This is a genomic window from Candidatus Accumulibacter necessarius (assembly GCF_036625085.1).
Window position 1 is genome coordinate 240,313 of the sequence record NZ_JAZKUM010000005.1, and the last position, 15,417, is coordinate 255,729.

Consider the following 15,417-nt stretch of genomic DNA (forward strand, 5'->3'; position numbering starts at 1 on the left):
TCCCCGAGGTCAGGCGCGCTGACTTGTCGCGAAGCTTGCCGTGGTGAGGAATGAAGGTGGTGCGCCGGGGTTTTCGGTCGGTGGGGCAGCCTTGCCAATTCGCGGAAGCTGACAGGGTTTGCTGCCGAGAGACCTGTCGTTGTTCTTTGCCGTGGGCCAGAGGCGGAACAGGGCCTTTGGTTTCGTTCAGGGCAAAGCAACGGGGTGTCGACCCTTTTTACAGTTCATTTTTCGACACTCCCTCCGCAGGAGATAAAAATACAATAAATCAATAGCTGAGATCGCCGGGTATGCTTCTTGCTAAATAAAAACCATGGATGGTTTCACTGGTATTCGAATTCAGAGTGTCACATTGTTTAAAGGAGAATAGTCATGAGTCACACGAGTCTCAACTCGTTTCCTGGAGGGGCGCTGAAATGAATCATCTGTCCCGGTTCAGTATTCTAGGAGCCCTCTGTGCGCTAAGTGCCACAGCGTCTGGCGCACCCATTAACCAGGATTTTGAAGTGAATCCGCCAGCGCCACCGCCAGTGGTCGTGCCAGGGTGGCAGATCCTGGGCAACGTCAAGACTACGGGTGCCACAACAGTCATAACCTATAATGGTCCCCAGGATGTATTCCCTTTCCAAAAGCGAATGGCTCAGTTGGTGAGTAACGACGGGCAGGACCACGGCGCGAGCACTGGCGACTACAACCCACCGTCCAATGCCGCGGATCTGGATACTTTCTTCGGTTTGTCCGCCGGAACCCTGGCTACGTCGTATCAGGCGTACAACGGATCAGGGATAAAGCAAACGTTTTCGGGCTCCGCTGGTGAAGTTCTGAGGCAACGCTGGAATTTTTTCTCGACGGAAGACCCAGACCCAGTTTACGGACTTAATGACACGGCTTTTGCCGTGATAACCGGCCCTGGCGTAATCAACCCGTTCATCATCTTTCTGGAGGATTCCTTGGGCGTCGGGAATTCTGGAACCTCCGGATGGAGAACCTTCTCGTACAATCTTCCGGCAGATGGCGATTACACGATTGGCTTCGGCGTCGTAAATGGGGTCGATTACAAATACGATGCCGAGCTTTTCCTGGACGATTTTACGGGTGTTCCAGAGCCCGCTTCTCTCGCGCTCCTCGGGCTCGGCCTGGCTTGCCTCGGCGGCTTGCGCCGGAACAGGTCTGAACGCCTGTAGTTCAAGGGCGAATGGCTGCAATCAGGAAAAAACTCACTGATTGAAAAGGAAAAGCAGTGTCCAATTCGACTTGCCGTGACCAGGTGCCCGATGTGTCGCTGCGGCGGATGCCTTGAGCTGCCGTTCCCGTTGGGCTGAAGCACGGCTGCGAAGCGAAACGCTTTCTTAACCTTTGATAACAGACGAGAGAAAACCTATGAGCAACAAGAAGGATACCCCGAACGATCCGGAGGCTTTGCCGGATGCCGAAGTCGCCAAACCAGCTCAGACGGCTACCCAATCCGTTTCCGTGGCGGTCCGCCTGCAGCCGGTCGAGCATTCGCAACAGCCGATCTTCTCCAACTTCGCCACCGTACAAGCCGGCACCGGTGTCGTCTTTATCGACTTTGGTTTCCTCGAGCCGCAGACGATGGCGCACCTGGCCCGCCTCGGCCAGCCCGGGGTAAGCGTCCCGGAAGCCATTGCTGGCACGCTCGCATGCCGCATGGCCTTGAGTCTCGACACCGTGGCCAACCTGGCGAATCAGTTGAACCAGTTATTACGCAACGCCGCTGCGGCGCAGGGCCAAGCGGCACAGGCCGTGGCGCCAGCAGCAGAGGGTGCGGCAGCAGGGCCGATCCACTGACCACAGGGAAGGGCTGTCACGATCCGCTTCATGCCGTTCGGGCGCGCAGCCCTCAAGGCGCGCCGTTCAGCGCGCGCGGTGCGGGCCACTCCCGCGCCTGGACGCTGTTGAAAAAAAGCCCCGCCTTTTTAGCGGGGCTTTTTTTCGTGGTGCGCCGGGCAGGAACGGTTTTCCGCCCGGGACTCGCTATCCTCGCCGGTTCGCGTTGGCTGCGGGCAATGGGTCGCCATGACCCGTCGGGTTGCTCCTTTCTGCGCCGCCTTGCCGCGGGGTTGTCGCCCGGGAAGCCCGGGGGAATGGTCGGGCTGGCGTGCCAGTCGACCCGGTGTCGATCGAACTTCTGTTGACGGATGGCTGCGGCCTCGGCATTCTCCGCTTCTTGGCCGGTGGCGGTGACTTGGGGGTCAACAACAAGCACGGCCCGGGGCAAGGGCCACTGGTCAATCGAGGCGGAGCCAACAACAACCAAGGAGGAAGGTCATGGATTTCGGTTACGAAGAGTGCTCATCAAAGTCTCACCGCGGCGGCCAGTTGTATCAGATACGGGTGGCCGATCTGCATCCGACCCAGAGCGCGGTCGGGCTCGACGAGGTGTACGCCAAGGCGGAGGCGATGCGCAAGAAGAGCGAGGATGAACTCACGGCCTATCTGATCACCCGGCCGGTGCCGATTGTCATTGGCAATGACAACAAGTTCTGCCTGACCGATCATCACCATCAGGCGCGTGCGGTCTGGGAGGCGGCCAAAAAGAAGAACGAGGCTGGCATCGATCAAGGCAACGCGCGCGTCGTCGTCGAGGTGTTGTACAACTGGAGCGTGCTCAAGGACTACGAGTTCTGGAAGGCGATGCATGGCAATGGCTGGGTTTATCTGTTCAACAGTCAGGGCGGCGGACCGCTGCAACCTGCTTCCCTGCCCAAGCATATCAAGGATTTGCGCAATGACCCGTATCGGGGCCTCGCCTGGTACGTGCGCTCCCGCTTCGGCTACTCAAAACGGCCGGCCGACTTCGCCGAGTTCCAGTGGGCGCAGTATTTCCGCATGCGCCTGATCCTCGACAATCGCCTGCTCAGGAACGAGATCGAGGACGTGGACATCCTGCTTTCCGAGATGAAGGAAGAGGACCGCAACGCCATCGTCGAGGAGGCAATTGCCCTGGCCAGGTCGCCGGAAGCCGCGGGTCTGCCCGGGCATTCAGGGTTCGTCACCCGCGGTTGATGGCGCAGGAAACGGCGGGCGGTAGTGGAACTGCCGTCCGCCGGCGTGGGAGCGCTTGGGGGTAGCCGATACCACGGCTGCCGGGCGAAGACGGCGATCCGCTGTTGCCGCCAATCCCCCGGCGCATTGCCTCTCTGGTGCAGGAGATACGAACATGCGCAATCTGCGTTGCTGGCCGGCAGGTGCTTCGTGGCAGGCTTGGTCGCTCATTCTGTTGACCGCCACTGCCTGTGGTCGGTCGCCGGTTCCGCCGCCCGTTCCGGTGGCTTCGCACGAGATTCGTCCCTTCACCGGAACCTGGATCGCCACCGGTACCCGGCAAACGCTGACCCTTGAACCGGGACGCCAGGCGGCGATCTTCAATCTGACCGGGTCGCTGCTGCTGAGCGGAAAGGAGCGGCTGAAACTCGGCTTCAAGGCGGATGTGATCGGTTTTTCCGATACTTCGCAGGGCATGCAGGGGCGCAGCGTATGGACTGACGACAAGGGCGAAAAGGTTTTCAGCGACTTGCGGGGTCAGGCGGTGGGCCCCGGAAATCTCGTCGAGGGCCGCTTCGTCGGTGGCACCGGTCGTTACGCCGGCGTCAGCGGTGAGTACAGTTTCACCTGGAAGTACCTGGTGGATAATGAGGAGGGGATGGTCAGCGGGCGGGTGGTCGGGCTCAAGGGGTGGGCGCGCCTGGCATCGCCTGGTGCGGCGTCGTCGACTGCAGGAGGCCAGCCATGAATGCGCCGGCATCGGGGGGTCTCGGAATCCTCAAGCAACTCGCGCCACTGGTTCTTGCGATCAGCATCTGGTTTGCCCCGATTCCCGAGGGGCTGACGCGAGAGGCGTGGCAGCTGTTCGCGATTTTTGCCGCGGCGATCTTTGCGGTGATTATCAATGCCTTGCCGCTACTGACCTCGGCGCTGCTCGCCGGCGCTGCCGCGGTTCTCAGCGAAACGGTCGATCCAGCCAAGGTCTTCGGCGGTTTTGCCAACCCCAGCGTGCTCCTGGTCGTCGTTGCCTTTCTCGTCGCGCAGGCGGTGGTCAAGTGTGGATTGGGACGACGGATCAGCCTGCGCGTGGTGACCGTATTCGGCAAATCAACCCTCGGCCTCGCGTACAGCATCTTCATCACCGACGCTCTGATCGCTCCGGGCTTTCCGAGCAATACGGCGCGCGGTGGCGTACTCTACCCGATCATTCTCTCGCTCGCCCAGAGCAGCGGCTCGGTACCGGAGGACGAGAACAGGCGCCGCCTGGGCGGCTATCTGATGTTCTGCGGCATGGCCAGTATCAGCGTTTCGTCGGCACTGTGGCTGACCGCCACCTCGGCCAATCCGATCGGCGTCTCGCTGGCGGCGGAACACGGCTTGCAGGTCAGTTTCGGCTCCTGGTTGCTGGTCGCATCGGTGCCCGCGCTGGCCGCGATCGGCTCGCTGCCGCTGTTGCTCTACCGGCTTTTTCCGCCCGGGGTGACCGACACCCCTGATGCGCCGCACGCCGCTCGCGAAGCGCTGCGCTCGATGGGACCGCTGTCCCGCGATGAGTGGATCACTGCCGTCGTTTTCGCGGTCATGATCTGCGCCTGGATTCTCGCCGGGACCTTGAACCTCAGCCTGACGGGGGTCGCCATTGCCGGCCTCGGCGTCCTGCTTGCAACCCGGGTGCTGACGCTCGAAGACATTTACCTGCAGGGTGGCACCTTGGCCACTTTTCTCTGGCTGGCGGTCCTTTTCGCATTGAGCGGGCAGCTCAACGAGATGGGTTTCATGAGCTATGTCGGGGAAAGGCTGGCTTCGATGCTTGGCGATCTGGACTGGCCGATTGCCTACGTTGTCCTGCTCCTCCTCTACGTGCTCATGCATTACATGTTTGTCAGCCAGTCGGCGCAGGTTCTGGCTCTGCTCGGGGTGTTTCTCGATGTCGGTGTGCAGACCGGCGTGCCCGTGCACCTGATGGGTTTTGCCCTGTTGTTCGCCAGCAGCTACTTCTCGACGCTGACGCCGCAGGGCGGCAGCCAGAACGTCATCTTCGTCGCCAGTGGCTATCTGACCCAGGGCGAACTCTACCGCCTGGGGTTGTTGACGACGGTTTTCTGCACGCTGGTGTTTCTGGTCGTCGGCACACCGTGGATTCTCTGGGTGGGCTGACAGGCTGCTGGTCAACCCCTTGCCAAGCTCCATTCGTACGACAGCAGGGCCGCTTTGTAGTATTCTGCGACCAAGTTGTCTGACAAGCTGACGATCATGGGCACCAAAGAGCTGAAGAAAGTTGTTCGCCGGCCGCGTTTGAGCGAGGAGGTCTGCCTCGCCCTCGAAGGAAGGATTGCGCGCGGCGAACTCAAACCGGGCGAGCGACTGCCGGCCGAGAAGGTGCTGGGCGAGGCCTTCGGCGTCAGCCGCGCGGTCGTTCGCGAAGCGGTGGCACGCCTCAAGGCCGACGGTCGTGTCGAGACGCGGCAGGGAGCCGGCGCCTTTGTCGCGCGCGTGCCGAAATGTCTGAACTTCAGGTTCTGGCAGGGGGACGGTCCGGCGCCGGACGAGCTGCGCGAGATCTTCGAGTTGCGGGCGATGATCGAAAGCTCGATTGCCGAACTGGCCGCGCGCCGTCGGCTGCCGGAGGACCTCGTGGTGATGCGGCGCTCCCTGCTGGCCATGGACGATGCGCTGGCCAACGGCAACGACGGCTCCGAGGCCGATGACGATTTTCATCTGGCGACCGCAGCGGCAACGCACAATGGCTACGCGCATCGCTTGCTGGAGTTCATGGGGCGGCGTTTTTCCGACTCGCGGCGCCTGGCATGGACGCTGCCCGGCCGTACGGGCGATTTGCCGCAGGCGGCCCAGGTCGAACACCGGGCGATCTACGCAGCCATCGCCGCGGGTGATGCCGAGCGTGCACGCTGCGAGGCGCACGCGCACCTGCGCTGCGCCGCCCTGCGCGTCGGGATCGTTCTCTCCGATGATCTGATCAGCGAAAGCGCCGGCGATTTCGCATGACCGTTGCCGTGTCTGGTCAGTGGTCCCGCCAGAGTCATCACTGTCTGAGGATGGAGCATGAGCATGGAAGACACGATTGCCGATCGTCGTTTCAGCATTGACCGAGCGACGCTTATCAGGCACTTGCGCGAGGTGTTGCCGGTGCAGGCGTTACTGGCCGAGGAGGAGGAGATGCGGCCCTATGACTGCGATGGCCTCACCGCCTTTCGGCAGTTGCCGCTGCTGGTCGCCCTGCCGGAAGATGAGGCGCAGGCGCAGGCGGTCCTCAAGGTGTGCCATCAACTGCAGGTGCCGGTGGTGCCACGGGGCGCGGCGACTGGCCTGTCGGGGGGCGCCACGCCCCATCCGGACGGGGTGCTGGTGTCGCTCGCCAAGCTCAAGAGGATCATTCGCGTCGACCCCCTGTCGCGCACTGCGGTGGTGCAACCCGGGGTGCGCAACCTGGCGGTGTCCGAGGCGGCGGCGCCCTTTGGTCTCTACTACGCGCCAGACCCGTCGTCGCAGATCGCCTGCACGATCGGCGGCAATGTCGCCGAGAACGCCGGCGGCGTGCATTGCCTGAAGTATGGCCTGACCGTCCATAACGTGATGCGCGTGCGCGGTCTGACGATCGAAGGCGAGATCGTCGAGTTCGGCAACGCCGCGCTCGACGCCGCCGGTTACGACCTGCTGGCGCTGCTCAACGGCTCGGAAGGCCTGCTGGCGATGATCACCGAGGTGACCGTGAAGCTGACGCCCAAACCCGAGCTGGCGCAGGTGGTGATTGCCTCCTTCGACGATGTCCGCAAAGCCGGCGACGCGGTGGCGAGCATCATCGCGGCCGGCATCATTCCGGCCGGCCTGGAGATGATGGACAAGAAGGCCATCCACGCCGTTGAGCCCTACGTCAACGCCGGTTACGACATGGACGCCGAGGCGATCCTGCTCTGCGAGTCGGACGGGACGCCGGAAGAAGTGGCCGAGGAGATCGGGCGCATGACCGCGGTGCTGGAGAGGAGTGGTGCGGCCGGGATCCGCGTCTCGCAGAACGAAGCCGAGCGGCTGAAGTTCTGGGCCGGACGCAAAGCGGCGTTTCCGGCGGTCGGTCGATTGACGCCCGACTATCTGTGCATGGACGGCACGATTCCCAGAAAGCGTCTGGCGGAGATGCTCGAAGCGATCGCTGCTCTGTCCGGGAAGTACGCGCTGCGTTGTGCCAATGTCTTTCACGCCGGGGATGGCAATCTGCATCCGCTGATCATGTACGACGCCAACCAGCCGGGAGAGCTCGATCGGGCGGCGGCCTTCGGCTCCGAGATCCTCGAACTGTCGGTGCGCTTTGGCGGCACGATCACCGGCGAGCATGGGGTGGGCATCGAGAAGATCCTGCTCATGGCCGAGCAGTTCACCGAGGCCGAGATCGGCGCCTTCCATCGGCTCAAGGCCGCCTTCGACGAGCATGGGCTGCTCAATCCCGGCAAGGGCGTGCCGACGCTTGCCCGTTGTCGCGAATATACCCAGGCGCGTGCCGGCACCGCGTCTCCTTCACCGAGGCTGTGATGGATACCCTGATCGAACACTGGACCGCGCGCATCAGCGAGGCCGCCAGCGCTGGCGGCAAGCTGGCCATTCGCGGTGGCGGCAGCAAGTCGTTTTATGGTGGCCCGGAAGACGGCGAGGCCCTCGACGTCGGCGGCTATCGTGGCATCGTGGCCTACGAACCGACCGAACTGGTGGTCACCGCGCGCGCCGGAACGCCGCTCACCGAACTGGCCGCTACGCTGGCGGAAAAGGGGCAGTGGCTGGCGTTCGAGCCGCCGTATTTCGGGCCGGCAGCGACCGTCGGCGGCATGCTCGCCAGCGGTCTGTCGGGGCCGCGCCGGCAGGCGGTGGGGGCGGTGCGCGATTTCGTTCTGGGCGTGAAACTGCTGAATGGCCTTGGCGAGGTGCTCTCCTTCGGCGGCCAGGTGATGAAGAACGTGGCCGGCTACGATGTCCCGCGGCTGATCGCTGGCAGCCTCGGCACGCTTGGCGTGGTACTCGAGGTGTCGCTGAAGGTGTTGCCGCTGCCGGTGGCCGAGAAGAGCCTGCGTTTTGCGCTCGATGAAGCTGCTGCGCTGCGGAGGCTTAACCAGTGGGGCGGCCGGCCATTGCCGATCTCGGCGTCGGCCTGGCACGATGGGATATTGACGCTGCGCCTGTCGGGGGCGGCGGCGGCGGTCGCGGCCGCGCAGCGGACGCTCGCCGGGGAGGTTCTGGAGGACGCCGAGGCGGCGGCGTTCTGGTCTTCATTGCGCGAGCAGACGCACGCCTTCTTCGCCGGCGATGCGCCGCTGTGGCGGCTGTCGCTGCCTTCGGTCGCGCCACCGCAGGCGTTCGGGCCGACGCTGATCGAATGGGGCGGCGCGCAGCGCTGGCTGCGCGCAGGCGATGCGACGGCGATCCGCGCGGCGGCGACACAAGCGGGTGGTCACGCAACGCTGTTCCGCGCTAACGACGCCCTGAAGACCGCGGTCGGCGTTTTCCAGCCGCTGACCGAACCGCTGGCGCGGATTCATCGCAATCTGAAGCGCGCCTTCGATCCGCAGGCGGTATTCAACCCTGGCCGGCTCTATCCCGGACTCTGAAAGTTCGCTGACCATGCAAACCAATCTGGCTGATTTCATCAAGGACACGGCTGCCGGGCGCGAGGCGGATGCGATTCTGCGTAGCTGCGTGCACTGCGGCTTCTGTACCGCCACCTGCCCAACCTTCCAGTTGCTCGGCGACGAACTCGACGGGCCTCGCGGTCGCATCTATCTGATCAAGCAGATGCTCGAAGGGCAGCCAGTGACCGAAAAGACGCAGCTCCATCTCGATCGCTGTCTGAGCTGCCGTGCCTGCGAGACGACCTGTCCGTCCGGCGTCAAGTATCACCGCCTGCTCGAGATCGGGCGCGAGGTGCTCGAGGAGCGGGTGCCGCGTTCGTTGGCCAGCCGGGCGACGCGTTTCCTGCTTTGCGAGGCACTGCCGCGCAACTGGATCTTCAAGCCGGCGGTGAGGATTGGACAACTGATGCGACCGCTGTTGCCGGCGGTGCTGGCCGACAAGGTGCCGATGGCCGCCGGGGGCGTCCGCCTTCCCTGGCCGCAGCCGGCCGGGCACAAGCGACGGATGATTGCACTCGCCGGGTGTGTGCAACCGACCTTGACGCCGAACACCAATGCCGCGACGGCACGCGTCCTCGACCGGCTCGGTATCGAGTTGATCGAGGTGCCGGGTGCCGCCTGTTGTGGCGCCTTGCGTTATCACCTGCACGCACAGGAAAAGGCGCTCGACGACATGCGGCAGGTCATCGACGCCTGGTGGCCGCAGGTCGAGAGCGGGCAGGTCGAAGGCTTCGTGATGACCGCGTCGGGTTGCGGTGAGCATGTAAGGGTCTATGGCGAGTTGCTGCAACATGATCCGGCCTATGCCGACAAGGCGGCGCGGATTGCCGCTCTGACGCGCGATGCCTCCGAGGTGCTTGCCGCCGAGCAGGATCGCCTGGCCGAGTTGCTGCGCCAGGCTGCCGTCGGCACCGGCCAGCGGGTGGCCTTTCATTCGCCGTGTACCTTGCAGCATGCGCAGAAGATCCGCGGGGTCGTCGAAGCGCTGCTGGCGGCTGCCGGTTACCAGCTCTCGCCGGTGGCCGATCCGCACCTGTGCTGCGGTTCGGCGGGCACCTATTCGATCAGCCAGCCGGTGCTGGCGACACAGCTGCGCGACAACAAGCTGGCGGCCATGGCGGCCGGTTCGCCGGCCGTTCTGGTGACCGCCAACATCGGCTGCCAGACGCACCTGCAGGGCGGCAGTACGATGCCGGTGCGGCACTGGATCGAGCTGATCGACGAGCGCTTGCGTGCGGCTTCCTGAGCCGTACCGGCAAGGCCAGCAGGGGCGCGATGGAAATTGATTGTCAGGGGTGCAGTGATGAGGTGCCTGGCCGGACTGTCGATTCGCCACTTCCCGAGCACTTCAATATCGCCGTCGACGTTTGTGGCCGATGGGCCGAGGACCGCAGCCGCTTCGCGCTGTACTACGAGGACGAGGAGGGTTTTACCTCGGCGCATACCTTCTGGGACATCCAGCGCGAGGCGAACCGCCTGTCCAATGTGCTGGCTGCACTTGGCACGCTGCGTGGTGATCGGGTGGCAATCCTCCTGCCGCAATGCCCGGAAGCCGCGATCGCGCAGATCGCCATCTACCAGCTGGGCGCTGTCGCAGTCCCTTTGTCGCAACGCCTGGCTCCCGATGCGCTGGCCTATCGGCTGGGCGATTCCGGGGCGCACCTGGCGATCGTCGATCAAACGACTCAGCACGGGTTGCTGCCGCTTCGCCAGCAACTGCCGGAGCTGCGGCACGTGCTTGGCATCGGTGGCGCTGCCGGCGAGGGCGTCAGGCGGTGGGCCGAAGTGCTGGCGCATGCCTCGCCACGCTACACGCCGGCAGCCACTGCGGCGAGCGACCCGGCTATGATCCTTTATGGCGGCGACACGCCCAGGATGCCGAAGCGTACGTTGATGGCACATTGCGTGCTGTTTGGCGAGCTCGGTGGGTACGTTTGCGCGCATGACGGGTTTCCGCAGCCGCGTGACCTGTTCTGGTCGCCTGTCGACTGGGCGTCGCCCGACGGTCTCTGGAAGGTGCTGTTGCCGACCTGGCACTTCGGCGTGCCGTTGCTGGCGTACAAGGGGCATGTCGATGGCGGCAGGGCGTTTTCCCTGATGGAGAAGTATGGGGTACGCAACTGCTTTCTCCCGCTGACGACCTTGAGCAGGATGATGGCGGCGGCACCCGAGCCGAGGGCGACCTATGATCTGGATTTGCGCACGCTGACAAGCGGCGGCGAGGCGGTTGGTCAGGCAGTGCTGCAGTGGGCCAGGGAGAAACTCGGCGTCTCGATCCATGAGATGTTCGGGTAGATCGAGATGAAGTCCGGGTCTGGCACCCTGCGAGCCGCCGAAAGCGATAGAATTTGTCATCGCTGGCCCAATGACCACGGGTGGCAGGGTCCACGCGTCAATGAAGGGAACAAATCCGGGTGTGCCAGGAGAGGGATGGTATGAGCGAACAGGCTGAGCAGACGACCCGCGTGACCCGGGAGCGGCGGCAAAACCTGCCTCTGCGCTCGGCTTTCGATGATGCCTTCGTGATGATCGAGCCGTTTTTCGACCCGGAGCAGGGCTGGGCCGGGCAGTCGCTCGAACATCTGGCGTATCGCATCGTGCGCGAGAATTTTCCGCTGCTGAGTGCGGAGGAGGTGCATCTCGTGGTAGTTGCGGCGCACCGGGTGTATATCGAGCGTTATCCGGACCGGAGTGGTCATCTGCCGCGCCCGGGAAATCTGCGACAGGTTACCCTCTGAACAGCAGGGAATTCCACCTGGCAGGCGCCGCAGCCTGCCGCCAGCCGGCCGTTCCCACGGCGGCCGGTGCCGCGCGGCCACGGAGACAGCCAGACGATGCCGATTTCAGTTGATGCCTGTGTCGCCCAGCATCAGGGTGATCGCCGTGAGCAGCAGGACCGGGTGGCCATCCTGCCGCATCCGCGAGGCGGGGGCGTAGCGCTGGCCGTGGTGGCGGATGGCATGGGCGGCCATACCGGCGGCGTCATTGCTGCGCAGCAGGTGATCCATACCGCGCGTACCAATCTCGAAGGATTTTCAGCGCGCACGGAATCGGCACGCCACCTGCTGCAGTCATGCATCAATGAAGCGCACATGCTGATCAAGGCATCACGTTTCATGAACGAAAAGGATCCACACAGCACCGTCGTGATGCTGCTCTTGCAGCCCGGCAAGGTGAGCTGGGCGCACTGCGGCGACAGCCGCGTGTATCATTTTCGTGGCGACAGCCTGGTTTTTCGCAGCACCGATCATTCCTACGTCGAACAACTGGTGGTTCAGGGCCGGATCACGCCCGAGCAGGCGCTCGTCCATCCTAACCGGAACATTCTGTTGACCTCGCTCGGTGGCGTTGACGCACCCAGGATCGCTTTTGGCGAAGCCGAGGGCCTGCAGCCGGGGGATACTTTTCTGCTGTGCTCGGATGGCCTCTGGGCCTATTTCACCGATCAGGAACTGGCGTGGGTGATCAATGGCTCGGCTTCGGCGCGCGAAGCATCCGAGTTGCTGATCGGCCGGGCGCGGGCGATGGGCAATGGCGATGGCGACAACATCTCGATCGCGATCCTCAAACTGGTGGAGGCGCCGCCCGCGTAGCAGGCGGCTGCGGCAAGGCCTGTCCTACTTTCGTCCCAGCCCGCCGAGCAGTGCCGCTACCGGGCGGAGTGGCTTGTGCGGGTGTTCGCTGCGGACCAGTGCTTTCTCGCCGTTCCTGTCGATCGCTGCGGCGACCGGATGCGGTTGCGCACTCTCGTAAGGTTTGTTGAAGTCGAAACCGTCGGCGGCGATGTGTGACGGGCGGCTGCCACCGTGCCTGTGGGCGCTTTCGCGCTGAGCGCCGCGGTTCGCCGTGCGCTCGCCGGGGGGTGTCGCCAACGGCGCGACGACCGGTGGCGGTGCCGCAGGCCGACGGTGTTGAGCGCGTTTGTCGCCGGGCGGGTAGGTATAGTTGTATTCCGGTTCGAAGCCGGGAACAGCGACCTGCTCGACCTGAATCCTGATCAGCTTTTCAATCTCGACCAGATACTGGACTTCACTCGCCGAAACCAGAGAAATCGCCGTGCCCGGCTTGCCGGCACGGCCCGTGCGTCCGATACGGTGGATGTAGTCCTCCGGTGTTCGCGGTAGTTCAAAGTTGATGACGTGCGGTAGTTCGTCGATATCGAGGCCGCGAGCCGCGACGTCGGTGGCGACCAGCACCAGGACCGAACCCTCCTTGAAGGCCTCGAGCGCCTTCAGTCGCTCCTGCTGGCTCTTGTCGCCATGGATCGAGTCCGCGGCGATTCCCGCTCGCTGCAGTTCGCGCGCCAAGCGGTTGGTTTCAATCTTGGTCCGGGTGAAGACCAGCACCTGATTGAAGTCGGCCGATTTCAGCAGCTTGACCAGCAGCGCCCGCTTGGCCTCGGCGGCCACCGGATGGACGCGGTGGGTGATCGTGTCGGACACGGTATTGCGCTTGGCGACTTCGATCAACACCGGCGATTTGAGCATGCCGTCGGCCAGTTTCTTGATCTCTTCCGAGAACGTCGCCGAGAACAGCAGACTCTGCCGCTGCCTGGGCAGCAGGTTGATGATGCGCGTGACGTCGGGGATGAAGCCCATGTCCAGCATGCGATCCGCCTCGTCGAGCACGAGCGCCTGCACGCTGGCGAAGTTGAGGCACTTCTGCTCGACGAGATCGAGCAGCCGGCCGGGGGTGGCGACCAGCACCTCTACGCCGCAGCGGATCTCGGCGATCTGCGGCTTGATGTCGACGCCACCAAAAACGCAGCAGCTCCTGATCGGAACATGCCTGCTGTAGGTCTTGACCGACTCGTGCACCTGGATTGCCAGTTCGCGCGTCGGCGCCAGCATCAAAACGCGGACCGGGTGGCGAGCGGGCGAAGGACTTGGGCTGGCGAAGGGAAGGATGCGCTGCAGCAGCGGCAGCGTGAAGGCGGCCGTCTTGCCGGTGCCGGTCTGCGCGCCACCCATCAGATCCTGACCGGCGAGGATGACGGGTATCGCCTGGGCCTGGATCGGGGTCGGCTCCGTGTAGCCCTGGTCGGCAACGGCTTTCAGCAGGTCAGGCGCCAGGCCGAGGTCATCAAAATGCATAGGCTGAGCCTTCAAATCAGTCAAAACAGTCAAAAATCAATCCCATATGAGCCATAATTATACATCGTCAGGCCCTCATACGGCTTGACGATGCCGGTCAGGCAGAGCTCGACGATCGTTGTCCTGGCGCGGCGAAGCGCGAAGCCATGTTCGCAGGCCGGGGGTAGTGCCCCATTGAGCCGACCAACAGCGTGGAGGAAGCATGAAGAAGAGATACCTTGGCCACAGCCCCTTGCAGGTATCGGAGGTCTGCCTCGGCACAATGACCTTCGGGCAGCAGAACAGCGAGTCGGAGGCGCATGCGCAACTGGACCGCGCGTCTGCCGCCGGCATCAACTTCATCGACACCGCAGAAATGTATCCGGTTCCCCCGCGGGCAGGAACCTGCGGCCGAACCGAGCAGATCGTCGGCAACTGGCTGGTCAGGCAGCCGCGGCAGCAGGTGGTGGTCGCGACCAAGGCGGCCGGCCCGGCGCGCGGGTTGAACTGGATTCGCGGCGGCAGGCTGGCCTTCGATCTCGCCAGTCTGCGCGCCGCGGTTGAAGGCTCGCTGCAACGGCTGCGCACCGACTACGTTGATCTCTACCAATTGCATTGGCCGGCGCGCAATCAGCCGATGTTCGGCCAGTGGCAGTTCGATCCAGCGAAAGAGCATGCGGCGACAGCCATCATCGAAACCCTGGAAGCATTGGCGACGCTGGTGCGCGAGGGCAAGATTCGCTACTTCGGTCTGTCCAACGAACATCCCTGGGGAGTGATGGAATTCGTTCGCCTGGCCAAGGAACACGATCTGCCGCGTCCGGTTTCGCTGCAGAATGCCTACAGTCTGCTCAACCGGGTCTACGAGAACGGCCTCGCCGAGGTCTGCTACCGCGAGAACGTCAGCCTGTTGCCGTATTCACCGCTGGCCTTCGGCACGCTCTCCGGCAAGTACCTGGCGGACCCGAAAGCCGCCGGCCGGATCACCGAGTTTGCCGGCTTCGGCCAGCGCTATGCGAAGCCGAACGTTGCGCCGGCTGTGGCTGCGTATGCCGAGCTGGCTTACCGGCACAGCCTGACGCAGACCCAACTGGCGCTGGCTTTTGTCTATTCGCGCTGGTTCGTTGCCAGCACGATCATCGGTGCCACCAGCATGGCGCAACTCGACGAGAACCTCGCTGCCCTGGCGATCCAGCTGCCACCGGCGGTGCTGGCCGAGATCGACGAGATTCACTTGCGGTATACCAATCCGGCGCCCTGAGGGGCGAGGAGAACCTGCAGCTATTGCTTTGGGGCCGCTTTCTGCTCCGTTGTGGCCTCTGATGCAGGCTCCTCGGCCACCGCCGGCTTCTTCTTCCTGGTTCCGGGGGGCTGCGGTGGTGGCAGTTGGGGCTCGACTGTTTCCAGCTTGTTCTCGCGCATGTAGGCATCCATGTCACGCCAGCCCTGGTAGATCGATGCCTTGGACAGCCATGAGTAGATCGAATAGCAGTCTTCGATCGCGCGTCCGGACTGCCGGCAGGCACTGCCGACCGCCTGTCCCTCGGCGTCCAGGCGTGCTGCCTTGACCGCCGGGGCCTCGATTCCCAGTTTTTGCTGGATGAGGTCGCAGCCGGAGAGGCCGAGCAGCAGGGAGCTGGCAATCAGGAGGGCGTGCATCGGCTTCAGTAGCTGGTCGAACACGACGTTCTCTAGGGAAAGGGGAT

15 protein-coding genes are annotated in these 15,417 nt (G+C 63.8%); 13 read left to right on the plus strand and 2 right to left on the minus strand.

What is annotated here, in order from left to right; translation table 11 throughout:
• The first annotated feature begins 416 nt into the window (after positions 1-416).
• The 12 genes from V5B44_RS14965 to V5B44_RS15020 all read left to right on the plus strand — a co-directional run bounded on the left by V5B44_RS14965 (position 417) and on the right by V5B44_RS15020 (position 12,232).
• The gene (locus tag V5B44_RS14965; protein WP_332359809.1) at positions 417-1,184 is read left to right on the plus strand and encodes a PEP-CTERM sorting domain-containing protein; all 768 of its coding nucleotides are present in this window, start codon (positions 417-419) and stop codon (positions 1,182-1,184) included.
• A 196-nt stretch (positions 1,185-1,380) separates the two neighbouring features.
• Positions 1,381-1,809, plus strand: a complete 429-nt coding sequence (locus tag V5B44_RS14970; RefSeq protein WP_332359810.1) for a hypothetical protein — start codon at positions 1,381-1,383, stop codon at positions 1,807-1,809.
• Positions 1,810-2,289: 480 nt separating this feature from the next.
• Complete coding sequence (locus tag V5B44_RS14975) at positions 2,290-3,027, plus strand: ParB/Srx family N-terminal domain-containing protein (protein ID WP_332359812.1); 738 nt, start codon at positions 2,290-2,292, stop codon at positions 3,025-3,027.
• 154 nt (positions 3,028-3,181) lie between these two features.
• A complete protein-coding gene (locus tag V5B44_RS14980; RefSeq protein WP_332359813.1) occupies positions 3,182-3,754 on the plus strand; it encodes a hypothetical protein in 573 nt (190 codons plus the stop codon).
• On the plus strand, positions 3,751-5,163 hold the full coding sequence (locus tag V5B44_RS14985) for a DASS family sodium-coupled anion symporter (protein WP_332359814.1): 1,413 nt from the start codon (positions 3,751-3,753) through the stop codon (positions 5,161-5,163). The genes V5B44_RS14980 and V5B44_RS14985 overlap by 4 nt, the downstream gene beginning before the upstream one ends.
• A 96-nt stretch (positions 5,164-5,259) precedes the next feature.
• The gene (locus V5B44_RS14990) at positions 5,260-6,012 is read left to right on the plus strand and encodes a FadR/GntR family transcriptional regulator (RefSeq protein ID WP_332359815.1); all 753 of its coding nucleotides are present in this window, start codon (positions 5,260-5,262) and stop codon (positions 6,010-6,012) included.
• A gap of 63 nt (positions 6,013-6,075) precedes the next feature.
• On the plus strand, positions 6,076-7,551 hold the full coding sequence (locus tag V5B44_RS14995) for an FAD-linked oxidase C-terminal domain-containing protein (protein WP_434735471.1): 1,476 nt from the start codon (positions 6,076-6,078) through the stop codon (positions 7,549-7,551).
• Positions 7,551-8,618, plus strand: a complete 1,068-nt coding sequence (gene glcE / locus V5B44_RS15000; RefSeq protein ID WP_332359817.1) for a glycolate oxidase subunit GlcE — start codon at positions 7,551-7,553, stop codon at positions 8,616-8,618. Before V5B44_RS14995 ends, glcE begins: the two co-directional genes overlap by 1 nt.
• A gap of 13 nt (positions 8,619-8,631) precedes the next feature.
• Entirely contained in the window at positions 8,632-9,885 is a 1,254-nt protein-coding gene (gene glcF / locus V5B44_RS15005; RefSeq protein ID WP_332359818.1) for a glycolate oxidase subunit GlcF, read from the plus strand.
• Between the two features lie 29 nt (positions 9,886-9,914).
• Entirely contained in the window at positions 9,915-10,934 is a 1,020-nt protein-coding gene (locus V5B44_RS15010) for an AMP-binding protein (RefSeq protein ID WP_332359819.1), read from the plus strand.
• Between the two features lie 140 nt (positions 10,935-11,074).
• A complete protein-coding gene (locus tag V5B44_RS15015) occupies positions 11,075-11,377 on the plus strand; it encodes a hypothetical protein (RefSeq protein WP_332359820.1) in 303 nt (100 codons plus the stop codon).
• A gap of 96 nt (positions 11,378-11,473) precedes the next feature.
• Positions 11,474-12,232, plus strand: coding sequence for a PP2C family protein-serine/threonine phosphatase (locus V5B44_RS15020; RefSeq protein ID WP_332359821.1), 759 nt, complete (start codon positions 11,474-11,476; stop codon positions 12,230-12,232).
• Between the two features lie 24 nt (positions 12,233-12,256).
• On the opposite strand, the gene V5B44_RS15025 is transcribed toward V5B44_RS15020, so the two are convergent.
• Positions 12,257-13,732, minus strand: coding sequence for a DEAD/DEAH box helicase (locus V5B44_RS15025; protein WP_332359822.1), 1,476 nt, complete (start codon positions 13,730-13,732; stop codon positions 12,257-12,259).
• A 202-nt stretch (positions 13,733-13,934) separates the two neighbouring features.
• Between V5B44_RS15025 and V5B44_RS15030 the strand changes: the two genes are divergently transcribed.
• Positions 13,935-14,972: an aldo/keto reductase gene (locus tag V5B44_RS15030; protein WP_332359823.1), complete on the plus strand. Its 1,038-nt coding sequence runs from the start codon at positions 13,935-13,937 to the stop codon at positions 14,970-14,972.
• Between the two features lie 20 nt (positions 14,973-14,992).
• Here V5B44_RS15030 and V5B44_RS15035 read toward each other — a convergent pair whose 3' ends face one another.
• On the minus strand, positions 14,993-15,394 hold the full coding sequence (locus V5B44_RS15035; RefSeq protein ID WP_332359824.1) for a hypothetical protein: 402 nt from the start codon (positions 15,392-15,394) through the stop codon (positions 14,993-14,995).
• Positions 15,395-15,417: the final 23 nt, after the last annotated feature.